16 protein-coding genes are annotated in these 16,460 nt (G+C 65.7%); 11 read left to right on the top strand and 5 right to left on the bottom strand.

Annotated elements, in window-relative coordinates:
- The first annotated feature begins 1 nt into the window (after nt 1).
- The 4 genes from B5D62_RS23305 to B5D62_RS23290 all read left to right on the top strand — a co-directional run bounded on the left by B5D62_RS23305 (nt 2) and on the right by B5D62_RS23290 (nt 4,450).
- Nucleotides 2–1,099, top strand: a complete 1,098-nt coding sequence (locus tag B5D62_RS23305) for a diaminopropionate ammonia-lyase (protein ID WP_085936416.1) — start codon at nt 2–4, stop codon at nt 1,097–1,099.
- Nucleotides 1,096–3,135, top strand: coding sequence for a thioredoxin domain-containing protein (locus tag B5D62_RS23300; RefSeq protein ID WP_085936397.1), 2,040 nt, complete (start codon nt 1,096–1,098; stop codon nt 3,133–3,135). Before B5D62_RS23305 ends, B5D62_RS23300 begins: the two co-directional genes overlap by 4 nt.
- Before the next feature lie 6 nt (nt 3,136–3,141).
- Nucleotides 3,142–3,564, top strand: coding sequence for a DUF2267 domain-containing protein (locus B5D62_RS23295; protein WP_085936395.1), 423 nt, complete (start codon nt 3,142–3,144; stop codon nt 3,562–3,564).
- Nucleotides 3,565–3,706: 142 nt separating this feature from the next.
- Nucleotides 3,707–4,450 carry a creatininase family protein gene (locus B5D62_RS23290; protein WP_085936393.1) on the top strand — a complete coding sequence of 248 codons (744 nt, stop codon included), beginning with the start codon at nt 3,707–3,709 and terminating at the stop codon, nt 4,448–4,450.
- 36 nt (nt 4,451–4,486) lie between these two features.
- Here B5D62_RS23290 and B5D62_RS23285 read toward each other — a convergent pair whose 3' ends face one another.
- Genes B5D62_RS23285 through tsaD form a run of 3 tightly spaced genes read right to left on the bottom strand, consistent with a single transcriptional unit; the run spans nt 4,487 to nt 6,938 of the window.
- On the bottom strand, nt 4,487–4,897 hold the full coding sequence (locus tag B5D62_RS23285; protein ID WP_085936391.1) for an EVE domain-containing protein: 411 nt from the start codon (nt 4,895–4,897) through the stop codon (nt 4,487–4,489).
- Nucleotides 4,898–4,911: 14 nt separating this feature from the next.
- A complete protein-coding gene (locus B5D62_RS23280; RefSeq protein ID WP_085936600.1) occupies nt 4,912–5,901 on the bottom strand; it encodes an NAD(P)H-dependent glycerol-3-phosphate dehydrogenase in 990 nt (329 codons plus the stop codon).
- Between the two features lie 8 nt (nt 5,902–5,909).
- Nucleotides 5,910–6,938, bottom strand: a complete 1,029-nt coding sequence (gene tsaD, locus B5D62_RS23275) for a tRNA (adenosine(37)-N6)-threonylcarbamoyltransferase complex transferase subunit TsaD (RefSeq protein WP_085936389.1) — start codon at nt 6,936–6,938, stop codon at nt 5,910–5,912.
- Between the two features lie 46 nt (nt 6,939–6,984).
- Here tsaD and hemC point away from each other — a divergent pair, with 46 nt between their 5' ends.
- On the top strand, nt 6,985–7,914 hold the full coding sequence (hemC, locus tag B5D62_RS23270) for a hydroxymethylbilane synthase (RefSeq protein ID WP_085936387.1): 930 nt from the start codon (nt 6,985–6,987) through the stop codon (nt 7,912–7,914).
- 21 nt (nt 7,915–7,935) lie between these two features.
- Here the strand turns inward: hemC and B5D62_RS23265 are convergent, their stop codons facing one another.
- Both B5D62_RS23265 and B5D62_RS23260 read right to left on the bottom strand, forming a co-directional pair.
- Nucleotides 7,936–8,466, bottom strand: a complete 531-nt coding sequence (locus B5D62_RS23265) for a GNAT family N-acetyltransferase (RefSeq protein ID WP_085936386.1) — start codon at nt 8,464–8,466, stop codon at nt 7,936–7,938.
- A 47-nt stretch (nt 8,467–8,513) separates the two neighbouring features.
- On the bottom strand, nt 8,514–10,019 hold the full coding sequence (locus B5D62_RS23260; protein ID WP_170921088.1) for a methyltransferase domain-containing protein: 1,506 nt from the start codon (nt 10,017–10,019) through the stop codon (nt 8,514–8,516).
- Nucleotides 10,020–10,151: 132 nt separating this feature from the next.
- Here B5D62_RS23260 and B5D62_RS23255 point away from each other — a divergent pair, with 132 nt between their 5' ends.
- The 6 genes from B5D62_RS23255 to B5D62_RS23230 all read left to right on the top strand — a co-directional run bounded on the left by B5D62_RS23255 (nt 10,152) and on the right by B5D62_RS23230 (nt 16,457).
- Nucleotides 10,152–10,937: a M48 family metallopeptidase gene (locus B5D62_RS23255; protein ID WP_085936383.1), complete on the top strand. Its 786-nt coding sequence runs from the start codon at nt 10,152–10,154 to the stop codon at nt 10,935–10,937.
- Nucleotides 10,934–11,161, top strand: coding sequence for a sulfurtransferase TusA family protein (locus B5D62_RS23250; RefSeq protein ID WP_085936382.1), 228 nt, complete (start codon nt 10,934–10,936; stop codon nt 11,159–11,161). Before B5D62_RS23255 ends, B5D62_RS23250 begins: the two co-directional genes overlap by 4 nt.
- A gap of 137 nt (nt 11,162–11,298) precedes the next feature.
- Nucleotides 11,299–12,498 (top strand): phosphoglycerate kinase, encoded by a 1,200-nt coding sequence (locus B5D62_RS23245; RefSeq protein ID WP_085936380.1) that lies wholly within the window; start codon nt 11,299–11,301, stop codon nt 12,496–12,498.
- 12 nt (nt 12,499–12,510) lie between these two features.
- Nucleotides 12,511–13,122 (top strand): NUDIX hydrolase, encoded by a 612-nt coding sequence (locus tag B5D62_RS23240; protein ID WP_085936379.1) that lies wholly within the window; start codon nt 12,511–12,513, stop codon nt 13,120–13,122.
- A gap of 152 nt (nt 13,123–13,274) precedes the next feature.
- A complete protein-coding gene (locus B5D62_RS23235; RefSeq protein WP_085936378.1) occupies nt 13,275–14,603 on the top strand; it encodes a Rieske 2Fe-2S domain-containing protein in 1,329 nt (442 codons plus the stop codon).
- A gap of 87 nt (nt 14,604–14,690) precedes the next feature.
- A complete protein-coding gene (locus B5D62_RS23230; RefSeq protein WP_218191248.1) occupies nt 14,691–16,457 on the top strand; it encodes an ABC transporter permease in 1,767 nt (588 codons plus the stop codon).
- The last annotated feature ends 3 nt before the right edge of the window (nt 16,458–16,460 follow it).

Raw genomic sequence — 16,460 nt, 5'->3', positions numbered from 1 at the left:
CATGACTACGAGCTGGCTTGCCCACAATCCCCGCGTCGACCGCACCCGCCCCTATGGCCCCGCGCAACGCACGGTCATCGATCCTGCCGCCCTTCCCGATATCGGCAAGCTTGCCGTGCCTGACAAGAGCCAGACGCCGCTCGTGCCGCTACCGGCCCTGGCCGACCGGCTCGGCGTCGCCGAACTCCGCATCAAGGACGAGAGCCAGCGCTTCGGCTTCGGCGCCTTCAAGGCGTTGGGTGGTGTCTTCGCGGTGCATGAATTTGTCGCCACGCACAAGGACAGGGCTCCGGCCGATATCGTCTTCACCACGGCAAGCTCGGGCAATCACGGCCGCTCGGTCGCCATGGGGGCGCAGCTGGTCGGCGCACGTTGCGTGATCTTTCTGCCGAAATTCACCAGCTCCGAAAAGGAGGCCGCGATCCGTGCCCGCGGCGCCGAGGTGATCCGCATCGACGGCGACTACGACACCGCCGTCGCCGAGTGCCGGCGGCAGGCCGAACAGAAGGGCTGGACCATCATCTCCGACACGTCATGGGAAGGGTACGAGACCGTGCCGCGCGACGTGATGCGCGGCTACACCGTGCTGGCCGACGAGATCGCCCATCAATGGCCGCAGGCGCCGACGCACGTTCTCGTCCAGGCCGGTGTGGGCGGCCTCGCCGCGGCGGTGATCGGCTATCTCTGGGCCGTGCTGCCGCAACGGCCGGTGTTCATCGTCGTTGAACCGAAGAGTGCGGATTGCTGGTTCCAGAGCAACCTGGCCGGCAAAGCCATGCTGGCATCCGGCGATGCCGAAACGGTCATGGGTGGGCTTGCCTGCCGGGAGATCTCGCCCCTGACCTGGCCGGTGATCGGCCTGGGCGCGGACTGGTTCATGACCATCGAGGAGGACGAGGTGATGCCGGCCCGGCGCCAATACGCCCATCCTCTCGGCCAAGATCCGGCGATCGCTTCCGGACCCTCCGGCTGCGCCGGAATGGCCGGCCTTCTGCGCCTCTGCGCCAACGACGACGCGCGGCGCGCGGTCGGGCTCGACAAGACTGCCCGCGTGCTCCTGATCAATAGCGAAGGCAACCTCGGAGAAGGTCCGGCATGAGCGAAGGACGGAACCGCCTCGGCGACCAGACCAGCCCCTACCTGCTGCAGCACGCCCATAATCCGGTCCATTGGTGGCCGTGGGGCGAGGAGGCGCTGGCCGAAGCCCAGCGGACCAACCGTCCGATCCTGCTCTCTATCGGCTATGCCGCCTGTCACTGGTGCCACGTGATGGCGCACGAGAGCTTCGAATCGCCCGACGTCGCGGCGGTGATGAACGAGCTGTTCGTCAACATCAAGGTCGACCGCGAGGAACGGCCCGACGTCGATGCCATCTACATGCAGGCGCTTCACCTGCTGGGCGAGCATGGCGGTTGGCCGCTCACGATGTTCTGCACGCCCGCCGGCGAACCCTTCTGGGGCGGCACCTATTTCCCCTATCCCGCCCGCTTCGGACGACCCAGCTTCGTCGACGTCCTGCGTGGGGTCGCGCAGGCATGGCGGGAAAAGCCACAGGACATCGAGACCAATCGCACGGGACTCCTGAAGGCGCTGCGCGAGAAGGCGACCAACAAGGCGGTCGTCGCCAGCGGAGACGGTCCGATCATTCCCCTGCGATTGCTCGACCAGATCGCGGCCCGCCTGGCGGATGCGTGCGATCCGGTATGGGGCGGCTTCGGTCAGGCGCCGAAATTCCCGTCGCCCTATGTATTCGAGAACATCTGGCGCGGCTGGCTGCGCGGACGCAAAGAGGCGAAGCTGTTCGACGCGGTCACGGTGACGCTCGACCGCATGTGCCAGGGCGGCATTTACGACCATCTCGGCGGCGGCTTCGCCCGATACGCAACGGACGAGCACTGGCTCATCCCGCATTTCGAGAAGATGCTCTACGACAATGCCCAGCTCGTCGATCTGCTGACGCTGGCCTGGCAGGAGACCAAAAGCCCGCTCTATGCCACGCGCATCGCCGAGACCTGCGACTGGGTGCTGCGAGAGATGGTGGCCGAGGGCGGCGGCTTCGCGGCCACCTACGATGCCGACTCCGAAGGCGTGGAGGGCAAGTTCTACGTCTGGGACGCCGCCGAAATCGACGCCATCCTGGGCGCCGACGACGGCGCGTTCTTCCGTCAGGTCTACGACGTCACGCCTGAAGGCAACTGGGAGCATCACAATATCCTGCACCGGAACACGTCGCCGGCGCTGCTGGGCGATGCCGAGGAGCGGAGACTCGCTGCCTTGCGCGCCAAGGTGAAGGCGGTGCGCGACAAGCGTGTCTGGCCGGGCTGGGACGACAAGGTGCTGGCCGACTGGAACGGCCTGATGATCGCCGCGCTCGCCAATGTCGCCGCTGTCTTCCAGCGCGACGACTGGCTCGCGGCGGCCGTGCGCGCCTGGCGCTTCGTGATGGATACGATGCGGGACGAGAACGGCCGGCTGTTCCACTCCCATCGTGCCGGCAAGCGGCTGCATCGCGGTACACTCGACGATTATGCCAACATGGCCCGCGCGGGCATCGCCCTGTTCGAGACCACAGGCGAGGCCCATTACCGCGACGAGACGCAGGCCCTGATCGGTGTCCTCGACCGGCATTTCGCCGATCCACAGGCGGGCGGCTATTTCATCACCGCCGACGATGCCGCGGACCTCATCGTCCGCAACAAACACTGTCACGACAATGCCGTGCCTTCGGGCAACGGCACGCTGGTCGGCGTATTTGCCCGGCTGTGGATCCTGACCGCCGACGTGGTGTGGCGTGAAAAGGCCGAGCGGCAGGTCGAGGCATTCGCCGGCGAACTGCAGGGCAACTTCTTTCCGTTGATGACCTTCCTCAACGGCTACGAGACGCTGCACGGCGCCACTGAACTCGTGCTCGTGGGCGCTCCCGGCGATCCGGCCACCGAAGCGCTGCGTCGAGCGATCTATCACAAGAGCCTGCCCAACAAGATCGTGCGCCGCCTTGCGCCCGACGCGCTCTTGCCGCCGGACCATCCGGCCGCGGGCAAGGGGCTCGTGAACGGCAAACCGGCCCTCTATGTCTGTCGCGACATGAGCTGCGAGGCGCCCGTCACCGAACCATCACAATTCTCCCTGACCTGATCGCGCATGACGGTGCCCCAGGAATACGAACGCGCCTCGAAGGAGTTCGAGGCATTCCTGGTCGATGTGCGTGACACCGCCCTGCTGAGCACGACGCATCGCGCCTACACGATGGCGCAGGGCGTCCTGCAGGCCTTCCGACGGCGGCTGACCGTGAAGGAGGCGCTGCTGTTCGCCAACGTGCTCCCGGTAGGATTACGCGCCCTGTTCGTGGCCGACTGGGACATCGACGCGCCGAAACGGCCGTTCGCGGACAAGGCCGCGATGAATGCCGAAGTCCTGCAGCTGCGGCAGGACCACAATGTATCGACGCAGTCGGCCATCGAGGACGTCGCGGCCGCGTTGCGCCGCCGTGTCGACCACTCGGCGCTCGAGGGCGTGCTCGCCCGGCTGCCCAAGGGCGCCGCGGAGTTCTGGCGCGCCGATTAGCGAGGAAGCGGCTGGCCGCCAAACGACGGTTGTCATCGCGGGCGAAGCGAGGGATGTTTCGCGGCATCCAATCCACTAGTTCCTGGCTTCGCTCGAGATGGCCGCTGTCCTGTCGGGCCGAGCCGCAATGACGGAGTAGCGCGTGCAGCTTCAGCTCAAGACCTGGCAGTTCGTCGAGGATTACCTCAAGACCAAGACCGGCATCATCATCCCGATCGGCTCGACCGAGCAGCATGGCCCCACTGGCCTGATCGGCACGGACGCGCTGACCTCGGAGATGATCGCGCGCGGGGCCGGCGAGAAGGTCGGAGCCCTGGTGGCCCCCACCATCGCCGTCGGCATGGCGCAGCATCATCTCGGCTTTCCCGGTTCGATGACGCTGAAGCCCAGCACGCTGATCGCCGTGGTGCGCGACATGGTCCTGTCGCTGGCCCGCCATGGCTTCACGCGTTTCTATTTCGTCAACGGCCATGGCGGCAACATCGCCACCGTCACCGCCGCCTTCTCGGAGATCTATGCCGAGCGCTCGATGGAGAAGCTCAGCAACCAGCCTTCACTCAAGTGCGCGCTGCGCAACTGGTGGGAAAGCGCCGGCGTGAAGGGGCTGAGTCGCGAGCTCTATGGCAGCGCCGAGGGCAGCCACGCCACGCCGTCGGAAGTGGCGGTCACCTGGCACCTCTATCCCGAAACGGTGCAGCAGAAGCCGATGGAGCCGCGCATCGCGCCGACCGGATCGTTCGCCGATGCCGAGGACTATCGCCGCAACTTCCCCGACGGCCGCATCGGCTCCGATCCGAACCTGGCCACGGTCGAGCATGGCAAGCGCATCTACGAGGCTGCGGTCGCGGATGTGGCGCGCGACTACGAAAGCTGGGTCGCCCGCTGATCGAGGGCGCGCGCCCGAGACTCTTTGCGGGCGACCTTACTTGCCGCCTGCCATCTTCAGGATCAGCTTCCACTGCTCGGCATTGACCGGCACGACGGATAGTCGCGACTGGCGCACCAGGCCGAAGTCCTTGAGCCGAGCATCGGCCTTGATCGCCGCGAGTGTCACCGACTGTTTCACCGGCTCGATCGGCGCGACATCGACCGTCACGGCCTTGCCGGCCTTGTCGGTCGGATCGGGATAGGCGGCCTTCACCACCTCGGCGATGCCCACGATCTCCTTGCCCTCGTTGGAGTGATAGAAGAAGCAGCGGTCGCCCGGCTTCATCGCCTTGAGATTCAATGCCGCCTGGGCATTGCGCACGCCGGTCCAGGAGGTGCGCTTCTCCTTCACGAACTGATCCCACGAATAGACCGAGGGCTCGGATTTGATGAGCCAGTAAGCCATGATGCTCCCCTTCCTCACTCCCCTTCGCGCCGCAGCGGCCGCGCCAGCAGACCGCGGATGGTCTGATCGAGATCGGCGCCGCGATGCAGGATAGCATCGACCGCCGTGCAGATCGGCATCTCGATCTCAAGCCGCGCTGCCCGCGCCAGCACCGCCGGCGCCGTCGCCTGGCCCTCCACCACCTGGCGGCGGCCCTCCATATAGCCCGCGAGCGTCATGCCCTTACCGAGCGCCGAGCCGAGCGAGCGGTTGCGCGACAGCGGGCCATAACAGGTGAGGACCAGATCGCCGAGGCCGCTTAAGCCCGCCAGCGTCTCGAGCTCGGCGCCCATCGCCTGGCCGAGTCGCGCCATCTCGGCAAAGCCGCGCGTGATCAGGGCCGCGGCCGCGTTGGTCCCCAGCCCTCGCCCCTCGACGATACCGGCAGCGATCGCCAGCACGTTCTTGACGGCGCCACCCAGCGCCACGCCCAGCACATCGTGGGTCCAGTACGGCCGGAAGGCAGCCGCCGCCAGCGTCGCCGCCAGCCGCCGCCCAAGCTCGTGGTCGGCGGTGGCGATGCTGACGGCCGTCGGCAATCCGCGGACGACCTCCTCGGCAAAGCTCGGCCCCGACAGGACAGCGATGGCCCGCCCGGGTTGGCACTCGGCCAGCACTTCCGGCATCAACAGGCCGGTCTTCGCTTCGATGCCCTTGGCGCAGATCACGATTGGACCCGTGCCGCCAATCTTCGCCGAGACGGTGCGCACCGCCTGTGCCGGGCAGACCAGCAGCACGATATCGCAGCCGGCCAGCGCGGCGATGTCGCTTGCCGCCTCGATGCCGTCATCGAGCGCGATGTCGGGCATATAGACCGGGTTGACGTGCGATTCGGCAATGGCATGCGAAATGGCGGGATCGCGCGACCATAGCGTCACCCGACGGCCGGCGCGGCGGGCGAGGCAGGCCAGGGCGGTGCCCCAGGCCCCACCTCCGACGACGCCAATATGATCGAAGCTGGCCATGCTGCCCGTCATGCCGCGATCGGATCGAGCGGCCAGCGTGGCCGTGGCCGGAAATCGAGCGTGTCCTGCTTGCCGAGCCGCAGGCGTTCGAGGCCGGCCCAGGCGATCATGGCGCCGTTGTCGGTGCAGAGCTTGATCGGCGGCGCGACCAGCGTGGCACCGTGGGCGGTGGCCAACTCTTCCAGCCGGCCGCGCAGATAGGCGTTGGCGGCCACACCGCCCGCCACGACCAATGTCGGCGATGGCTCGAGCGCCAGGGCGTTGGCGCAGCGATCGGCCAGCACATCGCCCACCGTGCGCTGGAACGAGGCGCAGAGATCGGCAACCGCCTGCGCGTCGTCCACCGGCAGCTTCTCCGCCGCCTGGCGCACCGCGGTCTTCAATCCGGAGAAGGAAAAGTCGCAGCCGGGTTTGCGCCACATCGGTCGCGGCAGGGCGAAGCGCTTCGGATCGCCGCCCTTGGCCGTGCGCTCGACCGCCGGGCCGCCCGGGAAGCCGAGATCCAGCAGCTTCGCCGTCTTGTCGAAGCATTCGCCCACCGCATCGTCGATGGTCGTCCCCAGGCGCGTGAAGGCACCCGGGCCGTGCACGGTGAGGAGCTGGCAGTGGCCACCGGAAACCAGCAGCAGCAGATAGGGAAAGGCGACCGTTTCCGTCAGCCGGACCGAGAGCGCGTGCCCTTCGAGATGATTCACGGCCAGGAAAGGTTTGTCGTGGACGAAGGCCAGCGCCTTGGCCGTCATGACGCCGACCATGACGCCGCCGATCAGGCCAGGTCCGCCGGTCGCGGCGATGCCGTCGAGATCGGCCAGGTCCGTTCCGGCCTCGGCCAGCGCCTGGCGCACCAGCCCGTCCAGCCGCTCGAGATGGGCCCGCGCGGCGATTTCCGGGACGACGCCGCCGAAGCGACGATGTTCGGTGAGCTGGCTGTACACGACATTGGCCAGGATCCGCCCCACCGGTTCGGTTCCCGCCGGCGCCTCGACAATGGCGACTGCCGTTTCGTCGCAGCTGGTTTCGATGCCCATGACCCGCATGCGGTGTCTTCTAGCGTTGGCAGTCCAGCTACGCTAGAGCAGCGCCATGACGGCTACCCTCCTGCGTCTCGGCACGCGCGGCAGCAAGCTCGCCCTCACCCAGACGGGATTGGTACGCGATGCGCTGGCCAAGGCAGTTCCCGCCTTGGCCGCGCCCGGTGCCATCGAGATCACCGTCATCAGGACCACGGGCGATGCGATCCAGGACCGACCGCTAGCCGAGGCCGGCGGCAAGGGGCTGTTCGTGAAGGAGATCGAGGAGGCCATGCTCGGCGGCCGCATCGATGCCGCCGTGCACAGCATGAAGGACATGCCGACCGCCCAGCCACCGGGACTCGCGATCGCCGCCTTCCTGCCGCGCGAGGATGTGCGTGACGTGCTGATCGCCGGCGAAGTGCGGCGCATTGCCGATCTCAAACATGGCGCGATCGTCGGAACCTCCGCCCTGCGCCGCCGCGCGCAACTGCTGCATCGCCGGCCCGACCTGCAGATCGTCACCCTGCGCGGCAATGTCGATACGCGCCTCGCCAAGCGGGCCGACGGCGTGGTCGATGCCACCCTGCTGGCGCTCGCAGGACTGAAACGCCTGGGCCTTGCCGATGTCGGCGCCCCGATCAGTGAAGACGAGATCCTGCCGGCGGTCGGTCAGGGCGCCGTCTGCATCGAGTGCCGCGCCGACGATGCGCGCACGCGGGGCTGGCTCGCCGCCATCGATCATGCCGCCACGGCGACCTGCGTCGCGGCCGAACACGCCATGCTTGCCGTGCTCGATGGCTCCTGCCGCACGCCGATCGCCGGCCATGCTGTCCTCGACGCGACCGGCGGCCTCCATCTGCGCGGGCTGATCGCCAAACCGGATGGCTCTGAGGTCCTCACGACCGAGCGGCAGGGGGCCATCCGCGATGCCGAACGGCTGGGCCGCGAAGCGGGCGAGGAGCTGAAGCGCCGCGGCGGACCCGGCTTCCTGGAGTCCTAGCTGGCTTGACCGTTGGGGCCGTCATGCCACCCATTCTTTCCGCAGGATGGCGTACTGCATCGTGTTCTCGAAAATCGGGACACCCTGGTGATCCCTGGTGAAGGACACGAACTCCTTGAACACTCCCTCCCGCCTCATTCGCAATCTCTCGCACAGGCGCTGCGAGGCGCTGTTGCCTTCCTCGACATAGGCATAGAGGCGTCGCGCTTGCTTCTCCGCGAACAGATACTGGAAAAGGGCCCGCGCAGCCTCGAAGGCAAATCCCGCGCCGCCAAAATCGGCGTTGAAGTTCCAGCCGACGGCGTGGGTATCGGGAGGCTCGGGCACGCAGAAGACGTCACCGATCAGCCTATCGGCACCTCGCAGGCATACGGCGATATGCTCGTCGCTTCTGCTGCGCGTTTCCACTTCTACTTCCGCCGCTGCAAGATCTTCCAGCTTGAGTGAGAGGAAACAGCTCGCCCTGGGCTCGCGCAGATAGGCGAGCAGATCGTTGGCGTCTCCCTTTCTGAAATTTCTCAGAACCAGCCGGTCGGTCGTAATGGCGTCCATCCGACCTTCCTATCGGCTTCTCATGACCGAAGCAGGGCAGCTTGTGACTAATCCTTCTGGCAGACGAACGCGTAGCCCGCGAACAACGCCGGCTTCTCGCATTCGAGTTGCTCCCATCGGGCCAGATCGGACAGCGTCGTCTCGTTGCGAAAGCGTGCGCGATAGAGCGCGATAGGGTCGGCCTCCGCCACGGCGCGATGGGCGCTGCCAGCGTTGAACTCGAAGCCGAGGAAGGTCAGGCCGCTGCCTTCCAGGAAGGCGCGCAGGCGCGGAATGGTGAAGCGATGCTCCTGCACATGGAAGCAGAGGTCGCGCAGCAGGCTGGCACTCCAGAAATCCTCCCATGCGGTCAACCCGGCCAAGCGTCCGAGATCGCCGCCCATCACACGCCGCCGAAAGTCACGCAGGCCCTCGAGCGTTGGGGGAATTCGGGCTGCCGCGATGTCGCGCCGCGCCTTCTCGACGATCTTGCGGCCCCCTTCGCCGTAGAGGCCGAGCCGCAGGAAGGCGCCAGGCCGCATGACGGCGGAGATCGCCAGCAGGCCGGCTCTGGGATCGGCCATATGATGCAGCACGCCCACGCATTCGACATGATCGAACACTCGGCCAAGCCTCGGCAGATCGAGAATGTCGCCACGCAGGAACTCGATGTTGCCGACGCCGTGGCGCGCCGCCATGCGCTTGCCGTAGGCCAGGCTGGTACGGGACAGATCGACCGCCGTTACCTCGACGTTGTCGTAGGTCGACGCGACCAACAGCGGATGTTGGCCCGTGCCGGCGCCCGGCATCAGGACCGCGAGCGGCGTCTCGAAATCGACGGCGCGGGCGTGCGGAAAGTCCCGCTGCAGGCTCGCCCGCACATCGAGCGTCGGCCGCCGCGGCAGATGCGTCCAGCGCGGATAGGGATTGGCCTCGTACATTGCCGCCACCGACTGCGACACGGCGTCGGTGATGGGCGCGAGTTCCGGGAGTTCGGCAGCCAGCCGTCGTTCCTCGAGCGCGTCCGGTTGCGGCTGCGGCTGTGGACGATACATCGCGCCGGCGATGCCGTCGGGCACGGCAGGATCGTCGGGCCAGATATATTCGTTCTGCCAGGCCTGCTGCGCGATCGCCGCGGCAAGAGCGACGACGGCAGGGGATGGTTCAGGCTGAAGCAGCAGTCTCGCGGTCGCGGCGCGCAACGCCACGAGATGGCGTTCGAGCGTCGCATCCCGATTGAGGGACTTGCGCAGGAACTCCAGCAGCAAGCCATTGCCGGCCATCTCCGCCGGTGTTGCCGACTTCGGCCAGCCGACCACGAGCTGATGCGCGGCACCCCAGCCGAGGGCGTCCCAGTTGGCACCTTCGTCGGCATAGCCCTCGAGCAGCAGCGCAATCAGATGCTCGTTCGGCCGCGGTGTGCGAGCACGCTCCAGGATCGCATCGAGCCCCGCTCGCGCAGCCCCGAAGCCGGGCGACAAGCTGAGCGCCTGACGGTAGGCCGACATCGCTTCGTCGAGGCGCCCCTGAGCAAAGCGCTCGTCGCCGATGGCCGTGAGTCGACTGGCGTCCAATGAATATCCTGCGTGCATCGCCGCTGACCGGCGTCTTCAACGATACAATTGCGCCACAGGTCAAGTGTGCTGCCGCTCGACTCCATCTGGAGCTCCCGCTATGGTTGCCACAGGGGATATGCTTTGCGCTCGATGATTGCCTTGCTTTTGTCCGCCTTGGTGCTGGCGGCATGCCAATCTGCGCCCGTGACGGGTCGGTCGCAGTTGATGCTGGTGAGCGAGGAGGAGGAGCGCCAGGCAGGGCTGCTCGCCTTCCATCAGGTTCGCACCCAGGAACCGCCATCTCACGACGCGGCCGCAAACGAACTCGTCGAGCGGGTCAGCCGCCGTATCGCGGCGGCTGCCGAAGCACCTCCCGACAATCTCTGGAAGGCGCCGCACTATCGCTGGGAGTTCGAGGTGATCGACAAACGCATCCCCAATGCGGGGTGCCTGCCGGGCGGCAAGATCTATGTCTATACCGGTCTCCTCCCCATCACGCAGGACGATGCCGGCATGGCGGCTGTGATCGGTCATGAGGTTGCCCATGCGCTGGCACGCCATGGCGCCGAACGCATGAGCGACAAGAAGGCCGTGAGCATTGCCGCGGCTGCCGCCGTCGTGGCGTTGGCGGTCAACAGCCGGACTTCGGCCTTGGCACCGGCAACAATGGTGGCGCTGGGCGCCGGCGCAAAATACGGAATCCTCCTGCCCATGTCGCGCACGCAGGAATCAGAAGCCGACCGCATCGGTCTCATCCTGATGGCGCTTGCCGGCTACGATCCCAACGAGGCCGTCAATGTCTGGGAACGTATGCGCCTGATCGACAAGGGCCCCAATCCGCCGATCTGGGCAAGCACGCATCCCAGCGACGAGCAGAGAATCAAGGATCTGAAGGCTTGGGTTCCAGAGGCGATGAAGTACTATCATCCCCAGTGACCGACACACTCGAATACGATGCCACGGGGCTTCTGTGTCCCCTCCCGGTGTTGCGCGCCAATCGCAAGCTGCGCGAACTGCCGGTGGGCGGCCTGCTGACCGTGCGCGCCACCGATCCCGCCGCCGAGCAGGACTTTCCCGCCTACTGCAAGCAGACCGGCCACGAATTGGTCTCGACGAGCCGCGAAGGCGAGGTGCTGGTGTTTGTCATCCGGAAGCGCTAAAGCGCGATGACTTTTGCTTCGGCCGTCGCCCTGACGCTCGTAGCATGGCAGCGCATGCGTCAGGGCGACGGCTTGATTGCACGAAAAGTCATCGCGCTGTAGGCAGCGGCAACACAAGAATTCGCAGAGAGAAGGCCATGAGCGACTTCAAGACGATCGACTCCGAGAAAGTCGAGGGCAAGCGCGTCCTGGTGCGTGTCGATCTCAACGTGCCGATGAAGAACGGCAAGGTGACCGATGCCACCCGCATCGAACGCGCCGTGCCGACGCTTTCGGAACTCGCGTCAAAAGGCGCCAAGGTGATTGTCCTCAGCCATTTCGGCCGGCCCGATGGCAAGCGCGTGCCCGAGATGTCGCTGAAGCCGCTGGTCGAGCCGCTCGCCCACGCGCTCGGCAAGCCGGTGGCCTTCGCTGACGACTGCGTCGGGCCGCTGGCCGAAACAGCCGTGCGGGCCCTCAAGCCTGGCGAGGTGCTGCTGCTGGAGAATCTCCGCTTCCACAAGGAGGAGGAGAAGAACGATCCGGCCTTCGTCGACAAGCTTTCGACCCTGGGTGATCTCTACGTCAACGACGCCTTCTCCGCCGCGCATCGTGCACATGCCTCGACCGAGGGTGTCGCACATCGCCTGCCGGCGATGGCCGGCCGCCTGATGCAGGCCGAACTCGAGGCCCTGCACAAGGCGTTGGGCAATCCGAAACGGCCGGTCTGCGCCGTCGTCGGCGGTGCCAAGGTTTCGACAAAGCTCGACCTGCTGGGCAACCTCGTCGGCAAGGTGGACAAGCTCATCATCGGCGGCGGCATGGCCAATACCTTCCTGCAGGCGCAGGGCATCCCCGTGGGCAAGTCGCTGTCCGAGAAAGATCTCGGCAAAACCGCGCTCGAGATCCTCGACAAGGCCAAGGCCGCCAACTGCACGGTGTTGCTGCCCGTCGACGTCGTCGTGGCCAGCGAGTTCAAGGCCGGCGCCGCCAACCGGGTCGTCGACGCCAATGCATGCCCCGCCGACCAGATGATCCTCGATGTCGGGCCGAAATCCATCGCGCTTTACGAGAAGGAAGTGGGCGAGTGCGCCACGCTGGTCTGGAACGGCCCGCTCGGCGCCTTCGAGATCAAGCCCTTCGATACGGGCACCGTCGCCCTTGCGAAGACGGTGGCGGAATTGACCACGGCCAAGAAGCTGCTCTCGGTCGCGGGCGGCGGTGACACGGTGGCCGCGCTGGCCGCCGCGGGCGTCGAAGACAAGTTCTCCTATGTCTCGACCGCAGGCGGCGCCTTCCTCGAATGGATGGAAGGCAAGACGCTGCCCGGCGTTGCGGCCCTGATCCGGGCGGCGTAGGACTCGGAGGCGATGAGCACGCCTCCCGACATTCCCTCCGCCTCGCCGAATCGCCCGCGGCTTCCCTGGGATCCGCCTGAGCATTTCGAGAAGCGCGTTCCCGACGGCGACAACCGCGAGCGGCTGGTCTGCGCCCGCTGCGAGTTCATCCATTATCAGAATCCCAAGATCGTTGCGGGCGTCGTCTGTACCTGGGGCGACAAGATCCTGCTGGCGAAGCGCGCCATAGAACCGCGGAAGGGCTTCTGGACCTTGCCCGCCGGATACATGGAACTCGGCGAGACCACCGAGCAGGCAGCCGCACGCGAAGCGCGGGAAGAAGCTTGCGCCGAGATCGAGATCGACCGGCTGCTGGCCATGTACAGCGTCGCCCGCATCGGCCAGGTGCAGATCATGTATCGCGCGCGCCTTGTGAACCCCGATATTGCCGCGGGCGTGGAGAGCGAAGAGGTCGGGCTGTTCGACTGGAACGACATTCCGTGGGACCAGCTCGCCTTCCCCACTGTGGTGTGGGCACTGGCGCACTTCCACGAGGCGCGCGGCAAGACCGATTTCGCGACCTACTCCAATCCCACGGGCGACCTCGCCCGGATGTGGCCGCCGCGAAAGCCGGCCGGACTGTAAAGAAGTCACGATCCTTCAGGCCGCCATTGGGCGGCTTTCTTTTGCCGATTTGCGCCAAGTCATTGCATTTGCAAGTGACTTTCATTGCCGATGAAGCCGCTTCCTGCTAATATCGTACAAAAGTTCGGTAGACGGACAAAACGGAGGAAACGATGCTGACTCAGGCAAACAACGACATGCTGTGCCGGGTGGGGCCGGGCACCCCGATGGGCAATCTGATGCGCCAGTATTGGGTTCCCGCCTGTCTGTCGTCTGAACTCAAGCCGGACGGCGAGCCGATGCGACTGCTGCTGCTGGGCGAACAATTGATCGCCTTCCGCGACACGCAGGGCCGCGTGGGCATCATGGAACATCGCTGCCCGCATCGCTGCGCGTCGCTCTTTTTCGGACGCAACGAGGAAGGCGGCCTGCGCTGCGTCTATCACGGCTGGAAATTCGACGTCGAAGGCAACTGCACCGACATGCCGAACGTGCCGCCGTCACAGGACTTCAAGGAGCGCATCAAGGCGAAGGCGTACAGGGTCGTCGAGCGCGCCGGCTTCGTCTGGACCTATATGGGGTCGCGCGAGGAAGCGCCCCCGCTTCCTAACATCGAAGTGCTGATGCTGCCCGAGGAGGAAAGCAACATCCGCGTCCACCAGCGCGAGTGCAACTGGTTCCAGTCCCTCGAGGGAGACATCGACACCTCCCATTTCGGCTTCCTGCATATCGGCAGCCTGGATGTGAAGGACGTCGATCCAAAGAGCATTCATCGCTGGGGCGTCATGGACCGTGCCCCGAGCTACAAGGCGACCGAGACGGAATGGGGCACCATGTATGCCGCCTATCGCGAGGCGGATCCGGATACCTTCTACTACCGCTTCGCCCACTTCCTGCTGCCCTTCTACACCTTCACGCCAAACGGCTCGTTCGAGGACCAGGTCGCGTGCACCATCAACGTGCCGATGGATGACACGCACACCATGACCTACAACGTGAACTGGAAGAAGAAGACGCTGCCGCTGCAGACGCTCGCGAACGGCGACTGGATTCCCGGCCTGCAGCCGGACATGCAGTACCTGCCCGACACGACCGATTGGTACGGGCGCCATCGTCTCGTCGCGCGTCGCGACAACGATTACTTCATCGACCGACAGAAGCAGAAGACGGAGAGCTATACCGGCATCCAGGGCATCGGCCGTCAGGATCAAGCCGCAGTGGAGTGCATGGGCGAGATCGTCGACCGTACGCTCGAGCATTTGGCGCCATCGGATCGCATGATCGCGATCACTCGCAAGCGCGCCCTGTCTGCGGCCCAGGAGCTGATGAACGAAAACAAGGTCCCGGCCACTGTCGATGATCCGGACATCTATCGTCGCGCCCGCGGCGGGTCCTTCATCGCCTCCGCCAACCTCGACTGGTTGGCCGCCTATGCCCAGAAGCTCGAAACGGCGAAGAGCCCGCTTGGCCTGCTGATGCGGATGCCGGAAGCGGCGGAGTAACAGGGTCAGTCGAGCGGCTGCAGAAGACGGCCGCCGCAAGGTCGCCAGGGCGAGAGCGACGGCCCTGGCCGACGGGAGGAAACGCGAATGGGATCGGCTGCGCTTTGGCAGCGTTCAGACCGCGCGACCGTGGCTGGCGCTCTTCCGCTGCAGGCAGACCTGCCGCTGGCGAGAGTGCGACGTCTCGGCCGGCCCGCGGGCATCGCCGCACTTCTGCTGCTTCTCGGCTTTCTGTCGGTCTATCCGATGGCCATGCTGCTTTACGGCAGCCTGCATTCGACGCCGCCGGGCATGGCAGGCGAATTCAATCTCGACGGCTATGCCAGTCTCCTCACGCAGGCGAATCTCATCGTGCTCGCCAACACGGTCGGCATCTCGCTGGTCAAGACCGTCCTTTCGATCGCCCTGGCGATCCTGCTGGCCTGGATCATCGCCCGGACCGATACGCCGGGACGCGGCCTGCTCGAGGTGCTGATCACGCTGCCCTTCTTCATCCCTCCGATCCTGACCGCCACCGCCTGGGCGATGCTTGGCAACGCGCAGGTCGGGACAATCAATCTTTTCTGGCGCTGGCTGACCGGCAGCGACGGCACGCTTGTCGACGTCTATTCGTATGGCGGCGTCATCTGGCACATGATGCAGTATTCGACGCCGTTCATCTTCCTGTTCGTCGTCGACGCCTTCCGCGCCATGGACCCGTCGCTGGAAGAGTCCAGCCGCATGTCAGGCGCGACACGCTGGCAGACGTTCTGGCGCATTACTTTCGTGCTGATGCTCCCGGTCACCACCAGCGCCTTCATCCTGAGCTTCATCCGGGGCATGGAATCGTTCGAGTCGGCCGTCTTCTTCGGAACGCCGGTCGGCATAAACGTGATCACCACGGCCATATATGATTCGATCACCCAGCGCGGTCAGCCCGACTACCAATTCGCTACCTCGCTCGGATTCGCGGCAATGGTGCTGATGTTCCTGCTGCTGGTGCTGCAGTCGCGCCTGCTCAAGGGCCGGAGTTTCACGACCGTCACCGGCAAGGGTTACGCCCCCAATGTCACCCGGCTGGGCGGACTGCGCTGGATGACCTTCGGCATCTGCGTCGCCTTCGTCGTCGCTACCGTCGTGATGCCGATCGGCCAGCTTCTCCTGAGCTCGTTCTTTCAGTTCTTCGGCTTCTACCAGCTCGACATGCTGACGCTCGATCACTATCGGGCGATCTGGACCAACGACGAGTTCTGGAGCGCCCTCGCCAATACGATGCTTTTGGGCTTCGCGGGCGCCACCGCGACAATGGCCCTGGGCGCCATCGTCGCCTACATCACCACGCGCACCACATGGCCGGGACGCCGGCTCATCGACCTGATGGCCTGGCTGCCCTGGATGATGCCGGGCATGGTGCTGGGCGTCGGCTTCCTGTGGGGCTTCGCCACCCTGCCGCACGAGATCCCGATCTACGGCACCTTGTGGGCCCTGTTCCTTGCCTACGTCGCCTTGGGCACGCCGGTCTCGGTGCGCGTGATGTCGGGCGCCTACCAGCAGATCGCCCGCGACATAGAGGAATGCTCGCGGGTTCATGGCGCCGGATGGTGGCAGACACTCGTGCGCATCCTGATCGCTTTGGCCTGGCCCGCCTTCGCCGTCGGCTGGGTGCTGGTCTTCTTCGGCATCATGCGCGAGCTCAGCGCTTCGATCCTTCTCTACGCGCCGGGCACGAGTGTCCTGTCGGTGACGATGCTCAAGATGTGGGTCGGCGGCAAACCCGAGGAAGTCAGCGTCATAGGGCTGTTCATGCTCGCGCTCGTCCTGCTGTTCCGGTGGGTCCAGCTCCGCTTCATCAAATCAAGACTCAACACCTTGTAACAG

The sequence above is a fragment of the Enhydrobacter aerosaccus genome (assembly GCF_900167455.1).
In the GTDB taxonomy this organism is placed as follows: domain Bacteria; phylum Pseudomonadota; class Alphaproteobacteria; order Reyranellales; family Reyranellaceae; genus Reyranella; species Reyranella aerosaccus.
Note: the sequence above shows the minus strand (reverse complement) of the source record. Positions and strands in the feature narration are given on the sequence as shown.